The organism is Streptomyces sp. BK340, from assembly GCF_007827595.1.
Classification (GTDB): domain Bacteria; phylum Actinomycetota; class Actinomycetes; order Streptomycetales; family Streptomycetaceae; genus Streptomyces.
The window spans coordinates 13,056-31,896 of the sequence record NZ_VISR01000004.1 but is presented as its reverse complement, the minus strand read 5'-3'; the positions used below and the strand labels follow the sequence as shown (position 1 = coordinate 31,896).

The 18,841-nt window shown below is 66.4% G+C and carries 7 protein-coding genes; all 7 read left to right on the top strand.

Features of this window, described 5'->3' with window-relative positions; translation table 11 throughout:
* Positions 1-171 precede the first annotated feature (171 nt).
* Complete coding sequence (locus FB157_RS09585) at positions 172-1,317, top strand: protein kinase domain-containing protein (protein WP_145877981.1); 1,146 nt, start codon at positions 172-174, stop codon at positions 1,315-1,317.
* Positions 1,318-1,468: 151 nt separating this feature from the next.
* On the top strand, positions 1,469-2,056 hold the full coding sequence (locus FB157_RS48275) for an IS5 family transposase (protein ID WP_261386231.1): 588 nt from the start codon (positions 1,469-1,471) through the stop codon (positions 2,054-2,056).
* On the top strand, positions 2,053-2,253 hold the full coding sequence (locus FB157_RS09575; protein WP_145877979.1) for a hypothetical protein: 201 nt from the start codon (positions 2,053-2,055) through the stop codon (positions 2,251-2,253). The genes FB157_RS48275 and FB157_RS09575 overlap by 4 nt, the downstream gene beginning before the upstream one ends.
* 12 nt (positions 2,254-2,265) lie before the next feature.
* Positions 2,266-2,604: an effector-associated constant component EACC1 gene (locus FB157_RS09570; protein ID WP_145877978.1), complete on the top strand. Its 339-nt coding sequence runs from the start codon at positions 2,266-2,268 to the stop codon at positions 2,602-2,604.
* Entirely contained in the window at positions 2,601-6,452 is a 3,852-nt protein-coding gene (gene fxsT / locus FB157_RS09565; RefSeq protein ID WP_145877976.1) for an FxSxx-COOH system tetratricopeptide repeat protein, read from the top strand. Before FB157_RS09570 ends, fxsT begins: the two co-directional genes overlap by 4 nt.
* A gap of 1,086 nt (positions 6,453-7,538) precedes the next feature.
* A complete protein-coding gene (locus tag FB157_RS09560; protein WP_261386230.1) occupies positions 7,539-11,747 on the top strand; it encodes a LamG-like jellyroll fold domain-containing protein in 4,209 nt (1,402 codons plus the stop codon).
* 368 nt (positions 11,748-12,115) lie between these two features.
* Entirely contained in the window at positions 12,116-18,829 is a 6,714-nt protein-coding gene (locus FB157_RS09555) for a polymorphic toxin-type HINT domain-containing protein (protein ID WP_261386229.1), read from the top strand.
* Positions 18,830-18,841: the final 12 nt, after the last annotated feature.

Here is an 18,841-nt window from a genome sequence, read left to right as displayed (position 1 = left end):
ACTTGGCCGCTCGGAGCCCCGCGACGACTCGACCGCCAATTGGGAGACGCGGCTCAATCGCTGCAGTAGGACAACGTCGGCGAGGTCGTCTGCGGGTTCGGTGTACGACGAGCTGGCGGAGGTGACCGTGGCCGAGATCTGGGCCGGGTGTTGCGGGCGGGGGAGGACGGGATGGGCGAGGGCGGTTACCCGGGGATGATGGTGGCCGGGCGCTATCGGCTCGTGGGGGCGCTGGGAGCGGGCGGGTTCGGGCAGGTTTGGAGGGCCCGGGACGAACAGCTTCGTGTCGAAGTCGCAGTGAAGGCGGTCTCACTGCCCGCCACGGGATCGGAGAAGGAGCGTGCGGACCTTGTCGCGCGGGCGATGAGGGAGGCCCGGAACGCGGCACGGCTGCGGACCCATCCCAACGTTGTGGCGGTTCACGATGTGGTGACCGACCGGGCAGTGCCCTGGATCGTCATGGAACTCGTCGAGGGACGCTCCCTGGCCGACGAGTTGCGGGCCGCTGGGCCGCTCCCCGTCGCACGGGTCTGCGAGGTGGCGGGCGCGGTGCTGTCCGCGCTGGAAGCTGCCCACACGGCCGGCATCGTCCACCGGGACGTCAAACCCGCCAACGTGCTCCTCGGCGACGACGGCCGGGTGCTACTGGCCGACTTCGGCATCGCGGTGCGTGAACACGACACCAGGGTGACCGGCACAGGCATGGTGATCGGCTCGCTTCCCTACCTCGCCCCCGAGCGCATCGAGCAACGCGGCGACGGGCCGGCCGGAGACCTCTTCTTTCTTGGCGTGACCCTCTACGAAGCCATCGAGGGGGTCAACCCGTTCCAGCGGACCACGCCCTCGGAGTCCGTGGCCGCCGTCCTGGCCTACCGCGTCGCCCCACCGCGCATTGCCTCAGGAGTGTCGGATCTGGTCATGCGACTGCTCGACAGGGACCCCACCGCCCGGCCCACCGCAGCGGCCGCCCACGCGCTCCTCTCAAACCCCTCCCAGCCCACCGCTCCAGTGACTGTGCCGGTCGCCAGCCCGCCCCCAGCGCCTCAGTTCGGCATCGTCTTCCGGGGCTACGCACGCGACCAGGTGGATGAGTACTTTGCGGCGCCGCCGCACCGGCGTCCTGCGAACCCGCGCTTCGAGCTCACGCGCCGCGGCTACGACCGGGCCCAGGTCGACGAAGCCGTCCGCCAGGACCCAACCGTCACGACTGCTCAGCCCGCATATCGATGTGCGGAGTGTGGAGCGGGTTCACCGAAGTGGAAGGGGCGATGCCCCGAGTGCCAAGCGTGGGGCACCGTCGAAGGGGTCAACTCGTAAGGCTGCTCCTCTTCGCACGACCGCTCTGCCGTGAAACGGGTACCGGCCCGGACTCAGAATCGCCCGGGCGCCGTCACCCTGCGTGCAGCGATCCACCTGGCCGCCGGCGCCATCGATTTCCTGGGGCGTTTATCAGAAGTAGATCTTGAACATGAGATGCTCTCGCTTTGTGGCGCGTGGGGATCTGACAGACGCACAGTGGGCCCGGCTGGAGCCGCTGTTGCCCAGGGGGAAGAAGCCAGGGCGTCCGCCGACGTGGACGAAGCGGCAGCTCATCGACGGGATACGGTTCCGGACTCGGACGGGTGTCCCGTGGCGGGATGTTCCGGAGCGGTATGGTCCGTGGGCTCGGGTGTACGACCTGTTCCGGCGCTGGCAGCGGGACCGTACCTGGCAGCGCATCTTCACCGAACTGCAGGTCCAGGCCGACATAAAGGGTCTGATCAACTGGGAGATCAACGTCGACTCCACCGTCTGCCGGGCCCATCAGCACACCGCCGGGGCGCGGAAAAAGGGGCCCTGCAAAAGGAACCGCCCGGCGGTGTCGCCACGGAGAGCTTCCGTCGCGTCGTCGTGTCCATCCGGGCCCCGGCTCGGGTTCACCACCGTCACGGGAACAACTGTCGACGCCCGTTGCGGCCTGTACGGGATCGCAGGAAACCCCCAGGACCGTGCTTCATCGAGGTCATGCGCTGGCGGCATCCGGCCGTCGGCCATCGACCGGAGGTACCTCCCATGACCGCCTGGCTGCAGATGCTTGAACTGGTCCACCCGCGGCATGTGCTCGCTGCACTGCGGATCGCCGACCTCACCCTCTCCTTGCTCCGCCAACAGCAGGTTGATGCCCAACGCGTCGCCGGTATCCCCCGCGAGATGCCCCTCATACGGCCCATAAGCTGTCCGGATATGCGCTATCTTGCCAATCGTCGGCCGTGAAGAGGGGGGCTCGTGTCCAGTGTGATTTGGATTAGCGTGGACGACGCGGAAGAGGACCTCCTTTCCTTCTATCAATGGCTGCAAGACGAGCCAGACATCCGTCGCCATGCGGTGATCTCCATGGAGGCTTCAGCCGCAGGTGAGGGCGAGATGGGGGGAGCTCTCGATGTCGTGAAGCTAGTGATCGACACTAATTTTCAGATCTTGAACTTCGGCCTCGCCTACGCCGCCTGGCGCGGTACCCGCAGGCAGCCCTCCTCACTGTCCGTCGAGCGTGATGGTGTGAGGATCACCCTTGACGGTGGCGACCCGGACGCCGTCGCCCGAGTTCTCAGGGCGCTCGAGGAGTGAACGCCGTTCCCAACCCCACCGCATCCCGTGCGGTGCTCATCGGGACCAGCCACTACACCGGCTCACTGCAGAACCTTCCCGCAGTCGCCGCCAACCTCGAAGCGCTCGCTGAAGTCTTGTGCTCTCCAGACGTGCTGGGTTTACCCGCACAGAACTGCGTCGTCGTCGCTGATCCGGACACTCCGGCGCAGATGATCGACCCGATCGTTCACGCTGCCACAGAAGCCACAGACACACTCCTGGTGTACTACGCCGGACACGGGTTGCTCGCCCGGCAGGCTGCGGAACTCCATCTTGCGCTGACGGGCTCGGACCAACAGAGAGCCTCATACACCGCCGTCCCGTACGGAGTGATCGGCGAGGAGATGGCCAGAACTCGCGCCGAGCGGCACGTCGTCGTCCTGGACTGCTGTTACAGCGGACGCGCTCTGGGCCGGATGGGCAGCAGCGACCCCGCGACAGCGTTGGCCGACGAGGCGGCGATCGAAGGTACCTATGTGATCGCCGCTGCCGGTGAGACCAAGACCGCACTGGCTATACCCGGTGAACGCTACACCGCCTTCACAGCCGAACTTCTCACCACCCTTCAGCACGGGATCACGGGCGAAGGGCCCTACCTCAGCCTCGACACCATCTACAACGAAGTCGCAGCGTCGCTCCGCGCCAAGCAGCGACCCCGTCCGCAGCGCCGCACCCGAAACACCGCAGGCCAGCTGATCCTTGCCCGCAACAGGGCCTATCGTGAACGCGCCGAAGCCCACAAGCCGCCCGCCCCGTCCCCACTGCACGATTTCGAGCCCACAAACATGAGGACACTGCTCAAGAAGGCATTCGACCACACCGTCGCGTTAACCCCCCACCGCACGCGTCCAGGCCGTGCGGGCGCGGACGTGAGTCTCTTGATCGTCTACGCCGGTCATCGCCGGGCTTGGGCGGCGTGGATCGCGCAGTGCCTGGAGCGCCACGGCCACCGGGCAGCGCTGCAGCGCTGGGACCCTCCGCGCGAGGTGTCGTTGGAGGACTCTCTCGGTGACCTATTGCTGTCCGGCGGGCGGGTGCTGCTGGTCCTCGATGACTGGTTCTTCAGCCTCGGCCCGCGCCCCGCGGGTGATTGGAACGAAGCACTGAGTGGCTTCATCGCCACGCACGCCGACCGCTTCGCCGCCGTCAACCTCACCAACCGGCCCCTGCTCCCGGCCACCGCCGTCCTGGAGCCGGCCAGCCTGTGGGGGCTGAGTGAGGAGGCTGCCGAGGAGCGCCTGCTGAGTCGACTCGGCCTGGAGCGCCAGCGCGTCCCGAGGCCGTCCGCGGGCCGAGCCCGCTACCCCGGGACCCGCTGCGAGATCTGGGGCGAGGTCCCGCGCCGGAACCCGCGGTTCACCGGCCGCGACGACCTGCTCACCGCCCTCCACCAGCGGCTTGCCGACGCCGAGCGTGGTGCCGCGGTCTGCACCCTGTTGGGCATGTCCGGCATAGGGAAGACCCAGCTGGCCGCCGAGTACGCGTACCGCTTCAGTACGGACTACGATCTGGTGTGGTGGGTCAATTCCGAGGACCGCAGCATCCTGCGCGACCGGCTCGGCGAACTCGCTGTGGGACTCGGCGTGCGGATCGGCAGCGAGCCGGGCGAGCGTATCCGCGCGGTGCTCAACGGGCTGCGGCGCGGGGAGCCGTACACCAACTGGCTGCTGATCTTCGACGGTTGGGAAGACACCGACGGCATCAACGCGCTGCTTCCACAGGGCCCCGGCCACGTCCTGATCACCTCGCGTAACCGGGCCTGGAGCAAAGATACCGACATCTTGGATGTTCCGGCCTTCCATCGTGCTGAGTCCACCGCCTATCTGATGCGCCAAGCCCCGCACATCACCGCCGAGCAGGCCGACGAGGTGGCGGCCGAGTGCGAAGACATCCCACTGCCGCTGGTGCAAGCCGCCGGCTGGCTCGGCGGGTCGGGCATGGCAGCGCCCGAGTACCTACGCATGGTCCGAGAGCGGGGGCTTTCCACGGTCGACGCTCCCGCCGCCAGCGACGGATTCCCGCAATCGTCCATGACATCCTGGTCGATACTGCTCAACCAGCTCAGCCGCGTCCAGCCCCAGGCCGTCGATGTCCTAAGCCTGTGCACGGCCTTCGCACCGGGCCGCATCCCCCTCGGTCTCATCCGTTCCTGCCCACAGGCCGAACTCCCCGAGGAACTGCGATGGATGGCCACCGACTCGCGAGCCTGGACCCGGGCACTGGACACGCTGGTCAACTACTCGGTGCTTACCCGCGAAACCCGCGGACCGGATGGCACCGAGACGGGCCCGTACCAGGAGTCGGTGCACATACACCGGCTGGTCCACGACATCGTCTCCAAGCTGACCAGTGAGGACGGACGAGTTGTGCACCGCCAGGCAGTCCGCACCCTGCTGGCCCAGGCCGACCCCGGCAACCCCCTCGACAGCCGTAACTGGCCCCGGTACGCGGAGCTGCTGCCCCACCTAGAGCCCTCGGGCGCGCTGAGCAGCGCCCAGCCCCGGGTCCAGGAGACCGTCCTGAACTGCCTGCGCTACTGCTTCCGCAGCGGGCAGTACCAGAGTGGCTTGGACCTCGCCCCTCGCGTCCGTGACCGCTGGTCCCGGACCATGGACCCGCTGGACCCGCCCATGCTCGACCTGACCATGCAGGAGAGCAACATCATGCGGGCGAGCGGCCGGTTCCGTGAGGCGTACGACCACGACCGCGGCGTCTTGCAGAGGCTGAGAGCCGCCGACCAGCGCAACGAGCTCGGCGAGTTCAACACCCAGGGAGCCATGGCCAACAGCCTCCGTCTCCTGGGGCGGTACCAGGAGGCCCATGAGATTCAGCGTGAGGTCCTCGATGGCATGCGACGGCTGCTCGGCCTGGATGAGCTCGCCACGATGGCCGCCCAGCATGACCTCGGTGTCGGGCTGCGACTTCTGGGCAGGTACGCCGAGGCGTGTGAATTCGATCTGGAGACTCTTGCCCGCCAGGAGAGCGTCTGGCGTGCGAGGCACATGGACACCCTCCGTTCGGGCAACGCCCTTTCCAACGACCTGCGTCTACTGGGCCGTTATCGTGATGCGCTCGCCCGCCAGGAGTCGGTGGCCCGCCTCCATGTTCAGGTGCTGGGCCCACGGCATCCGCAGACCCTGTCGGCCCGCGGACTGCTGGTCATGTGCCGCCGGCGCGAGGGGGGCCAGAGGCAGGACGTGGGGCGCGAGATGGCAAGTCTCCTCGACCAGGTGGCCGAGGTGCACGGTCGCGAGCACTACCGCACCCTGGCCCTCATCACCAACTACGGCAGCTACCTGCGGGAACACGGCGATCTATCGCAGGCACGGGAGCTGATCGACGAGGCCGAGGCCGGCTACCGAGCCCTCCTCGGGCCCTCCCACCCTGTAGCCACCGGCATGCTCTCCAACTCCGGGCTCGTCATGCAGGTCGCCGGTGAACGCGCCGAGGCCATGTCGACACTCGAGACGTCCTTTGTGAGCCTCACCGCCACCCTCGGTGCCGACCACCCCTGGGTCCTCGGCTGCGCCCTCAACGCGGCCAGCGCCTGCAACTTGAACGGCCGGATCGCCGACGCTGTCGAGCTGAGCCGGGACACCCTGCGCCGGGCCCGGCACACGCTCGGGCAGGAACACCCGCTTACCCTCTCCTGCCAGGTGGCGCTCGCCGCGGACCTGCGGGCCGGCCGTGAACGCGAGGAGGCGGGAAAGCTGGAGGAGGACGCTCTGCTCGGGCTCACCCGCACGCTGGGCGCCCAGCACCCGCACACCGTCTCCGCCCGCCAGCGGACCCGCCCCTACTGGGACTTCGAGCCTTACCTGGATTGACGGGCAGCACGAGAACGGCCCGGCCCCGAGTCACCGCCGTGAATCGCTCGCACGAATCTCTCCAGCCAGCCGCTGACTCGACCCTTCGACGGGGTCGTCGCGGTCGTCGATGGGCTCGGCGAGTTCACCGACCCCGCACGCCGCCCAGGTATCCACGAGCAGGCCGAGGCCGTGCTCCACAAGCACCCAGGAGATGCGCCAGGCGGCCGGGAAGCGCCGCGCCGCCTCACGGGAAGGACAGCGTCGAGTCGGCTCCGGCCAAGCTTGGTGCGGCTGCGTGGCATCTGCCAGCGCACGAACGCCGGTGCGGTGCTGTGCCGGACCTTCGGTGGAGGAATGACGCTGGCGGTGTGGGCTGCTCGCGCGGTCGAGGGTGAAGACCCCGACCTATGTTGCATTGTGCAGCTGGGGTGGTCGGCGAGAGCGGGGCCAGTAGCTGGTGAGGCCAGCGCTGGGTGTAGCGGGGAGCGGGGAGCGGTGTCGTGCGGCGGGCTGGGGAGTGCGTCGCACGCCGGGGCTCGGCGGTCAGCTCCTCGCCGGGTCTGGAGGCGGTGGCAGCGCCAGGCCGTGTCTTGAGTCTTGTTTTGCTGAGGCCTGTGGCGTGTGACGGAGGCCCCGGTTCCCCCTCATGGAATGTCAAATTTCACGCAAAGTGGAGGTGCATCCTCCGAAGTCGATGTTCAGGCAGTTGTCTTGATTCTGATGAGGTGTATGGGCATTCATGCCCGATATATCCGTCGTGAGAGGTGTGGTATTCCGGCATGTGGCCTGCGTGTCCCGGCAATTCGGGCAGGTGGCTGAAGTGGCGGTGCTTGCGTAAAGCGTCAGTAGTGCTGACCGTCCGTCAGGCGCTTGACGTGTGCAAGTAAGGCGCAGTTAAAGTCCCGGGACTTTTGAAGTTCATGTGACTCCCGTGTGGGGACTTTATGGGGTCGGGAGAGCGGGGGAAAGATGAGCGCGTCCCGGGGGCGGCGTGGTGCGGCCAAAGCAGTGCTTGGTCTGGCTGTAGCCGTCGTGGTGACGACCGGTGTTCCGTCGTTGGGGAACGGCGGTAGTGCCGCTCAGGCCACGCCGTACCCGGCCAGGGTGTCGGGTGCCGGCAAGATCCGGGCGGCCGTGACGGTGTCGGCTGCTGAGAAGGCGGCTGAGGCGGGCGGCAGCAACGTCGAGGAGACGTCGTTGCGTACGGAGTCGAGCGAGGTCTACGCGACGCCCGACGGACAGATGGAAGCCGTGCAGCATCTCAAGCCGGTCCGCACCCGCGTTGCCGGCCAGTGGAAGGCGATCGACAACACACTCGCGAGGCAGTCCGACGGCACGGTGGTTCCGAAGGCGGCGGCAGTCGGGCTGGCCTTTTCCGGTGGAGGCACGGGCCCCCTGGTTTCTCTGGAGCGGTCGGGGAAGAAACTGTCGTTCTCGTGGCCGGCCGCCCTGCCTGCCCCGACACTGGACGGCGACACCGCCACCTACGCCAATGTGCTGCCCGACGTGGACTTGAAGATGAAGGCCACCACGGACGGCTACTCCGAACTGCTGGTGGTCAATACCCCCGAAGCAGCCAAGAACCCTGCTCTGGCCGAACTGAAGCTGAAGGTGGCATCCCCGGGCCTGGCCCTGCAGGAAGCGACCTCCGGCGGCCTGGCAGCCATCGACGACAACGCCGGCGGCGTGGTCTTCCAAGCAGCCAAACCCATGATGTGGGACTCCACCCAACCCACACCGGCTTCGACCGGAGCCAAAAGCCTTGCTGCCGCACGTACCAAAGCCGGTGACGGGTCTGATGCCGCGGACGCGCCCGGTGACGGGGCGAAGGTGGCCCCGATCGGCGTCGACGTCGCGACCGACGGCAGCGAGTTGAAACTCACCCCTGACCACGGGCTGTTGACGGGTTCGGACACGACGTTCCCGGTCTACATCGATCCGCAGACCTACACCCCGAAGGCGGGGGAGTGGACGATGGTCTCGCGGTACTGGGCCTCTGAGCCGCAGTGGCGGTTCAACGGGGACAAGGACGCCGGTGTCGGCTATTGCGGCTGGTATTACTGCGCGCCCTACGACGTGAAGCGCCTATTCTACCGGTTCCCCACCGCAGACATCTCCGGGAAGACCATCCTCAGTGCGACGTTCGTCGCGCAGGAGACGTGGTCGGGGTCGTGCAGCGCTCGGTCGGTCCAACTCTGGCGCACCAAGCCGTTCGACTCCGACACGACGTGGAACAGCTCGGCGGACAACTGGCTTGAACAGCTGGACTCGAAGTCCGTGGCCATGGGCGGAGGCGCCGACTGTCCCTCGAGCAAGCTCGAACTGGACGCAACGGCCGCAGTGAAGTACGCAGCTTCCCACGGGTCGGACTACACCTCCTTTGGTCTGAGGGCAGCCGACGAGGGCGACAAGTACGGCTGGAAGCGGTTCTCCGATGACGCATATCTGCGGGTGAAGTACAACAAGCCGCCGACGCAGATTCCCATGTCGCAGCTGAACCAGGAGCCTGGAGGAATCTGCAAGAAGCCGGAGAAGAAGGCCTACATCCGCAGCCTGCCCCAGCTCAGCGCGAACAAGGTCACGGACCCGGACAAGGACCAGGTGGCTGTGCAGTTCCAGCTGTGGTGGGACGCCGGAAGCGGCTTCAAGCCCCAGTGGACTTCCAAGAAGGAAGACCTGAAGTCCAAGCCCTCCGGGAAGGACTTCAGCATCACACTGACCGAGAATCTCCCAGGCACCAGCAAGACGATCCCCCGAGACAAGACCGTGGCCTGGTTGGCGCGGGCCTGGGACTACGACCAGGGCAAGATCTACAGCCCTTCGCCATGGTCGGACGCGGGCTCGGCGACGGGCTGCTACTTCGTCTGGGACACCAAGACACCCGAGGGACCGAAGATCACCTCCGGTGACTATCCGTCCAAGGACGACAGCGACCCGAACGACCCGGTCTACGACGGCGTGGGCCGCTACGGCACCTTCACTCTGGATGCGTCGGACACCGACGTGGTGAAGTACTGGTTCGGCATCAACGAGGAACCCTCGTCGGACAACGAGGTGGCCACCACGGGCGGCGCGGCCAGAACGGTCAGCTTCCGGCCCACGCGCTCCGGTACCAACTTCCTCTACGCGCAGGCATTTGATTCCGCAGGCCGCATCAGCGAGCAGTCGCGCTACGTCTTCCGCGTGAAGTCCGGCCAGCCCACCCGCGCTGAGTGGAAGCTGGACGAGGCCTCGGGCGCGACCCAGGCAGCCGGCTCGTCCGCAGCCCGGACCCTGGATCTGAAGGGAAGCCCGACGCTCGGTGCCGCGGGAGTCGATGGAAACGCGGTGTCACTGGACGGCGTGGACGACTACCTGGTCTCCGACATTCCGACCGTGGACACCTCCACCGGCTTTTCGGTGACCGCATGGGTCAAGCTCGACAAGATGCCGGCCGCCGCCGCGGTGGTCGCCGCCCAGCCGGGCAACAACGCCCCGGGCTTTGAGCTGTACTACTCCAAGACCAACGACCGGTGGGCGTTCAACCAGTACTCGGCCGACACGACCACGGCCACCCCTGTGCGGGTGATGCAGTCCGCCGCAGGCGGCGTGAAAGCGGGCGCATGGGTGCATCTGGCGGGCATCTACAGCTCCTCGGCCGGTCAGCTGTCCCTGTACGTCAACGGAACGCTCGCCGGAACCACCCCCTACTCCACGCCCTGGGACGCGCGGCGAGGCCTGCAGATCGGCGCCGGCTCCCACGACGGCGCAGCGGGCAGCTTCTTCCCCGGCACCATCGACGACGTCCGCCTGTATGACAAGCCGCTTGCGGCGAGCGAGGTAAGCAGCCTCTACAACAAGCAGTCCATCGGTACCGGTCGCCCAGCCCGTGCGGTCTTCCCCCTGGATGAGCCGGCCACGAATGACGACGGCACCACGAGGACGCAGGTGTCCGGCCGCGCGGAGGTCAGCCCGGCCGTGTTCAAGGGCGGCGCTACTGCTGGCAAGCCCGGCCGGTCCGGCGCGGCGCTGAGTCTGGACGGTGTCGACGACTACGCGACGACCGCAGGGCCCTACATCAACAACCAGCGCAGCTTCTCCGTCACTGCCTGGGCGAAGCTGCCCAAGACCAAGCCCACCCGCCCGGCGGTCATCGCCACCCAGACCGGCACGGTGAAGCCGGGATTCGAGCTGTACTACTCACCCGCCTACGGCTGGTCGTTCAACCAGTACACCCAGGACACCGCCAACGGCACACCGGTCCGCGCATCACAGGGTGACCCGGACCTGGCACCGGGCGGCGAATGGACCCAGATCGTCGGCTCCTACGACGCCGTCACCAACGATCTGCGGCTGTATGTGCAGGGCAAGTGGGTGGCCACCACGAAGTTCGACGCCCCGTTCTACGGCAGCGGCCCGGTGCAGATCGGCGCGGGCAACTACAGCGGCGTGCCTGCGAGTTTCTTCCCGGGGCAGATCTCCGGCGTCCAGTTGTACGACCGTGCACTGTCCGCCCCGGAGATCGCCGCCATGTTCAACAGCCAGGCCACTGTGGAAGGCCGCTGGAGGGTCGATGCCTCCTCCGGAAGCCCGGCGACCTCGCCCGACGATCTCACGCGAGAGGACCACACCCAGCACCCCCTCACGCTCGTCGGCGCGGCGAAGATCGACAACGTCAGCCTGAACAACCCCATCGGTGGTGGCGACCTCGTCCTGAGCAGCCAGGGCACCGGATCTGCTTCGACCAGCGCCTCCCCGATCGACACGAGCAGGAGCTTCACCGTCTCCGCCTGGGTCACCGCCCCGAGCCGCCCGGCCAAGCCGGTCACCGTGATGAGCATGGCCGGCACCAACAACAGCGGGTTCGCGGTCCGCTACGTACCCGACGCAACCGACTCCGCCCATGCCGGCCGGTGGCAGCTGGTCATGGCCAACGCGGACAGCACCACCGCGGCGACCGCCACGGCCGAGCACAGCAACTTCCAGAACAACACCGACTGGAACAACATCATCGTCGTCTACGACGCCTTCGCCGGGCGGATGTCCCTCTACGTCGACGGCCAGACGCAAGTCACACCGTGCGCGGACGATAACGACGACGGTGTCCCCAACGACCCCGACTGCACCGAGAAAGTCTCCTGGAACACCTCGGTCCTGCCCTTCGCCGCCACCAAGGGCCTGCAGCTCGGCCGGCTCAGGACCAGCTCCACCACCTGGGGCGAGTACTGGAGCGGCGCCATCGACGACGTGTGGGTCATGCAGGGAGCAGCCAACGAGGCGCAGATCGCGAGCTTGTCCGGCGGAGCCGACCTGGACACCACGGCAGGCCCCTGACCCGGGCACCCCTCCACAGCACCACGACTGCCCCAAGCAGGCACAGCAGTAGCTACGCCCCGTAGCGCACCCATGACGTACGGCAAGACGCGAAGGATGAGGACGGAACGATCGTGATGCGAGCACGGATGACGGCGATGGGCATGCGACGCCGGGTTGCCGTCCTCATTTCCGCTGTCTTGGTGGGCTCGATCCTCCAGGCCTCGACCACCTCCGCAACAGCAGCGGACAACGAACCACTCATACCCGCTTCGGAAAAGCCGCTGTCCGGACACAGCGTCACGCCACGGCCCCGCCTGGACGACGGCGCGCCACGAACGCCCAAGGCCAGACCCAGACATGCCTGGGCCAAACCCGGCTCCGCCACGGTGTCCCTTCAGCCCGGCACCAAGAGCAAAGCAGTGCGGGCCGGCAGCCTGCCCATCACTCTCATCACACCGAAGACGGCACAACACACGCCGCTGACCAAGGCCGGGAAGACCTCCCACACCCCGCTGAAGGGCAGCGCTACCCTCCGGATTCTCGACCAGAAGACCGCCCTGCGCGCCGGCGTCAACGGACTGCTGTTCTCCCTCAAACAGCGACCTGATGCCACCGGTAACACCGTCGGCATCAGCCTGGACTACTCCGCCTTCGCCCAGGCCTACGGCGGCGCCTACGCATCACGGTTGAAGCTGGTGCAGCTGCCTGCCTGCGCTGCGACCCGCCCGCAAGACGCAAAGTGCTCGAAGGCCACGCCTCTGGCCTCGCACAACGACGCCGCGGCGAAGACCCTCACGGCCACGGCACTGACCGTACCGGCCAAGGACAGCGCCGCCCCCGTGTTGCTCGCTGCCACAGCCGGCACCTCCAGCGACCAGGGCGACTACAAAGCCACACAGCTGTCCCCGTCCTCTGCGTGGCAGACCAACCTCAACACGGGCGACTTCACCTGGTCCTACGACATGCCCGTACCCGACGTGCCCGGTGCCTTCAAACCGCAAGTGGGCCTCGCGTACTCCTCCGGCGGCATCGACGGCCGCACCTCCAACAGCAACAACCAGTCCTCCTGGGCGGGAGACGGTTTCGACCTGTGGCCCGGGTTCATCGAGCGCAGCTACAAGCCGTGCTCCGACGACGGAGTGACCAACGCCGACGGTGCCAAACCGGGCGACCTGTGCTGGGCCTACGACAACGCCACCCTCTCCTTCAACGGGCACTCCGGTGAGCTGATCGCGACAGGTACCAATTCCTTCCGTCTCAAGGGAGATGACGGAACGAGAGTCGACCGGATCTACGGCAAGACCGGAGACGACCGCGACAACGGTGACAACGACCAGGAGTACTGGCGTGTCACCACCACCGACGGCACGCAGTACTACTTCGGGTACAACAAGCTGCCCGACTGGTCGACCGGCGACGAAACCACCGACTCCACCTGGACGACGCCGGTCTTCGGCGATGACACGGACGACAAGTGCCACAAGGACACCTTCGCCGACTCCTGGTGCCAGCAGGCCTGGAGATGGAACCTCGACTACGCCGTGGACACCCACGGCAATGCAATCGCCTACTACTACACGAAGGAAACCAACTACTACGCCCGGAACCTGAAGGCAGCCGACGAAACAGTCTACGACCGAGGCGGCTACCTCGACCGTATCGAGTACGGCCTGAAGTCATCCGCGATGTACTCGGCCAAGCCCCTGGCGAAGGTGGACTTCACCTCGGCCGAGCGATGCCTGCCCGAGACGGGTGTGACCTGCGACGCCTCCACGATCGGCGACAAGTCGTTCTACTGGTACGACACGCCCTGGGACCTGAACTGCAAGTCGGGCGCCGACTGCTACAACGGCAACCCGTCCTTCTGGACCCGCAAACGCCTGACCGACGTCACCACCGAGGTCCGGCAATCCGACGGCACCTACGCGCCTGTCGACACCTGGAAGCTGGACCACCGCTGGGGCAAGTCCGATATCGACTACCAGCTGCTTCTCGACTCCCTGCAGCACACCGGACGGTCCGCGAGCCCCGAGATCACGCTGCCCAAGGTCACCTTCGCCTACGACCAGCGCACCAACCGGCTCAAGATCGACGGGGACAACACCGCCCCGTTCATCAAGGAACGCCTGTCCGGCATCTCGGATGAGACCGGCGGCGACGTGACCGTGGATTACTCCACGGCTGCCTGCGACGCCTCCGACCTGCCGACCCCTCAGACGAACACGACCCGCTGCTTCCCGGTGTACTTCACCAAGGAAGGCGCCAAGGACCCGACCCTGCAGTGGTTCAACAAATACGTCGTCGACTCCGTCACCCAGACCGACCGCACCAAGTCTTCCCCGGAGATGGTCACCCGCTACCGCTACCTCGACGGCGCGGCCTGGCACTACGACGATGACGACGGCCTGACCAAGGAGAAGTACAAGACCTGGTCCACCTGGCGCGGATACGCCCACGTCCGTGTGCAGGCCGGCGGCCAGGAACCGGTCGGCATGAAGTCACAGGCCGACCACTACTTCCTGCGTGGCATGGACGGTGACAAAGCCGCCCCAACCGGCGGCACCAAGTCCGTCACCGTATCCGACGATAGCGGCGGCACCATCACCGACCATAACTCGGTCGCGGGCTTCGAATACAAGACCGAGCAGTACAGCGGACCCGACGGCAAGATCCTCAACAAGACGGTCAACACCCCCTGGCACCACGAGACCGGCAAACGCGTCCGCTCCTGGGGCACCACCACCGCCAACCTGACCGCCACCGCCTCCACCCGCACCTGGACCTCCCTGGACGACGGCGCCGGCAGCACATGGCGCACGACCTACCAGACCCACTCCTTCGAAGACACGGCCGGTCGCGTCACCCAGACCGACGACTTCGGCGACGAGTCCACCGCAAAAGACAACCAGTGCACCCGCACCACCTACGCCGACAACACGACCAGTTGGATCCTCGACGCACCCTCGCGCGTGGAGACGGTCGCGGTGAAGTGCGCAGACGTCCCTGACCGCTCCAAGGACGTCCTCGCCGACATCCGCACCGCCTACGACAAGAACGACTACGGAGCCGCCCCCACGAAGGGCGATGCCACCCGGACGGCGACACTGAAATCGCACGACGGGAAGACCGCCACCTACCTCGAAACCGAAACGGCCTTCGACGGATACGGCCGCCCCACCACAGCCACGGACATCACCGCCACTGTCACGGCGACAGAAACCACCAGTCCGGCACGCACGACACGCAAAGACGGCCGCACCACCACCACGGTCTACACCCCCTCAACCGGCTTCCCCACCACCTCGACCGTCACCACACCACCCGCGACTGTCGGTGACGCGACCACGGCGCAGACCACCACGACGACCTACGACACGGTCCGCTCCAGGCCCATCTCGGTCGTCGACACCAACGGCAAGCGCACCGACACCACCTACGACGCGCTGGGCCGAACCCTGAAGGTCTGGAAGCCCAACCGCTCCAAGGCCAGCAACGACACTCCGAACTACGAGTTCTCCTACACCATCGCCGACGGCAAACCGACCGCGGTCGGCACGACCACCCTGTTCGGCACCGGCCGCAGGACCTCCTACACCCTCTACGACGGCTTCCTGCGCCAGCGTCAGACCCAAGCACCCGGACCGGACGGCGGCCGGCTCATCGGCGACGCCTTCTACGATGAGCGCGGCCTGACCTCGAAGGCATTCGCCCCGTACTACAACACCAGCGCCCCGTCACCGGATCTGCTGGCCCTGGACGACGCCCTGGCGGTGGAAACCCAGACCTGGAACACCTACGACGGTCTCGGCCGTGTCACCAAGTCCCAGCAGATCGCCGGCAATGGTGACAACGGCAAGGTGCTGTCGACGACCACGACCGCCTACGGCGGCGACCGGGTCACCGTCACCCCGCCCAAGGGCGCCACCCCCACCACGACCGTCGCCGACGCCCGCGGCCGCACCACGCAGCTGTGGCAATACCACGGCACCACACCCACCGGCGCGCCTGACAAGACCCTGTACGAGTACAACCCGGCCGGCAAACTCACCAAGCTCACCGACCCGGCCGGCAACAACTGGACGTACACGTACGACCAGCGCGGCAACCAGACCGTCGCGATCGACCCGGACAAGGGCGAGACAGACTCGTACTACACGGATCGCAACCAGCTCGACCACACGGTCGACGCCGACAAGAACAAGATCACCCACGTCTACGACGGCCTCGGACGGGAAACCGAGACGCGGCAGGGCGACGCCTCCGGAGCCCTGCTGACGAAGCACGTGTGGGACCCCACCGGTTACAAGGGCCAACTGGCCTCCGCCACCCGGTACATCGGCGGCGCAAGCGGCTCCGCCTACACCACCACCTACAGCCTTTACGACACCCTCTACCGGCCGCACCGGACCACCGTCACCATCCCGGCGGCCGAAGGCGACCTGGCAGGCTCCTACCAGTCGAACATCCAGTACAACGTCGACGGCACCGTCCAGTCGACCAGCTACCCGGCCGCAGGCAGCCTCACCGCAGAGACCATCTCACCCACCTACGACGACGCACTGAGGGTGAAAACGCTCAGCGGCAGCGGCGGCGCCACCTACCTGACCAACACCGTCTACAGCTACACCGGCAAGCCGCTGCAGTACACCTACCAGGCAGCCGGAGCGAAAAAGACGGACGTCACCAACACCTACGACTGGGGAACCCAGCGCCTGCACAACTCCAGCGTGAACCGCGAGGACATCGCAGGCACCGACAAGTCGGCCACCTACAGCTACGACGAGGCCGGAAACATCACCTCGATCGGGGACGTCTCCCGCGACGGCACCGACAACCAGTGCTTCACCTACGACTACGTCGGCCGGCTCACGGAGGCCTGGGCACAGAACACCCCCGCTTGCGCCACCACCCCCACCGCATCGGTACTGGGCGGCCCGGCCCCCTACTGGCAGTCGTACACCTACGACCTCAGCGGCAACCGCCGCACCGAAACCCAGCACGACATCAGCGGCGACACCACCAAGGACATCAACCGCACCTACAGCTACCCCACCAGCGGCAGTAAGCGGCCCCACGCACTCACTCAAGTCGACACGACCGGCCCGAACGGCATCTCACAGGACACCTACACCTACGACGACGCTGGAAACACCGCCACCCGCACCATCAACGGCGACCAGCAGACCCTGACCTGGGACGCCGAAGGACACCTGTCCCAAGTCACCAAGCCCGACGGCAACGGCGGCACCAAGACCACCTCCTACCTCTACGACGCCGACGGCAACCGCCTCATCACGCACACCGACGCGGACGCCACTCTCTACCTCGGCAACACCCAGATCACCCTGGCCAAGGGCTCCACCGCCAAGAAGGCAACCCGCTACTACGACCTCGGCGGTGGAAACCAGGCCATCCGCACCAGCGACAACAGACTCAGCTTCCTCCTCGGCGACCACCACGGCACCTCCGAACTCGCCATCAACGCCACCGACCTGACCCTGCAACAGCGTCGCTCCACCCCCTTCGGGGCATCACGCGGCAAAGCGCCGGCCAACTGGCCAGGCGACAAGGGCTTCGTCGGCGGCACCCAGGACAACACCACGGGCTTCACCCACCTCGGCGCACGCGACTACGACCCCTCGACCGGCCACTTCCTGTCCGCCGACCCTCTGCTGGATCCCAGCAACCCCCAGCAGCTCAATGCCTACGCCTACGCCAACGGCAGCCCCGTCACCAACTCCGACCCTTCCGGCCTCATCACCTACGACAAAGCCGCATACCCCGACAGCAGCGGGCACTGCACTGGCGGCTGGAATGCATGTGGGGCAGGAAACCACGGCTTGAACACCGGCGGCCGTAGCACCGGAAACGGGTCCGGGCGCAGCTACACCGTTGGCAAGGACGGGCAGCCCGTATTCAACGGGCTCAGAATCCCCACGATGAAGGAACTCGTCGCACTCAACCCCCAACTCGACCCGCGGCACGCCACGTATTTCGAGTACTTTTCGGCTTTTGCCAAGAGTAAGTGTGACTCGTTGGGCAACAAGGAATTCTGTGCAGCCGCGAAACGCGCAGGATTCCTGTGGGGCGAGGAGAACGACCCGTGGGGCGTCAAGGCGACCATCCACTGCATCACCGGGCGCGGCGACTGCGGCGAAGCGCTCGTCGAGGACGTGATCACACTCGCCACGCTCGACTGGGGATCCTTCGCCAGGGGTCTCTTGGTGCGAGGTGCCACGAAGGCAGCAGTCAAGGAGGCCGGAGAGAGCGCCGTCCTATCGATGCTGAGAGGGGCGTGCAGCTTCTCTCCCTCCACGCCAGTCCTGCTGAAGAACGGCAGGACGAAGCCCATAGGCAAGGTCCGTCCCGGGGACAAGGTCGCAGTTGCCGATCCTCAAACTGGCAAGCGCAACGGTGCGAGGAGGGTCACGGCCCAACTCGTCCATCACGACAATGACCTTGTCGATGTAACCGTGCGTGCTGTGAATGGCGGCAATGCCACACTGCACACCACCGCCAACCATCCCTTCTGGGATGACACGGACCACGCCTGGGTCCCTGCCGGCAGCCTCCGGACCGGCCACAGTCTGAACACCGCAGCGGATAAGCATGTCCAGGTCGTTGGTGTTGAGAACGAGCCCGGCGAAGCCGACATGTACAACCTCACCGTTGAGCACATGCACACGTACTACGTGCTGGCCGGTGCGACCCCAGTGCTGGTGCACAATGCAGGTTGCCCCACGACAACCTTTTACCATGGTGCGAACGTGCAATCGCTTGTTGACATCCTGAATAATGGGCTGGATGCGAGCAAAGCGGCAGCTAACTACACAGATGGCCCGGGAGGGTTCTTTGTGGCCACTCACTATGGTGATGCTGAATACTTTGCTATGAGGAGTGGCAGCTCTCGGGGTATCATCAAGGTAACTATTAGTGACGACGCTATGGTTCAACTCCGGGAAGCTGGCGCTGTTACCCGATCCATTCCGGAGGGCCCGAAGTCCATGCGGTTCGAGGGGGAGGAATTTCATATCCCGACCTCGGCATTCGGGCTATTCAATCAACTGAGAGCCAGTGGTGGTATTAATGTTTCACCCTGAGGATATCGCTTC

Coding starts and splice junctions, on each gene's coding strand:
- FB157_RS09585 (WP_145877981.1), top strand. CDS start 172: ATGGGCGAGGGCGGTTACCCGGGGATGATGGTGGCCGGGCGCTATCGG.
- FB157_RS09575 (WP_145877979.1), top strand. CDS start 2,053: ATGACCGCCTGGCTGCAGATGCTTGAACTGGTCCACCCGCGGCATGTG.
- FB157_RS48275 (WP_261386231.1), top strand. CDS start 1,469: ATGAGATGCTCTCGCTTTGTGGCGCGTGGGGATCTGACAGACGCACAG.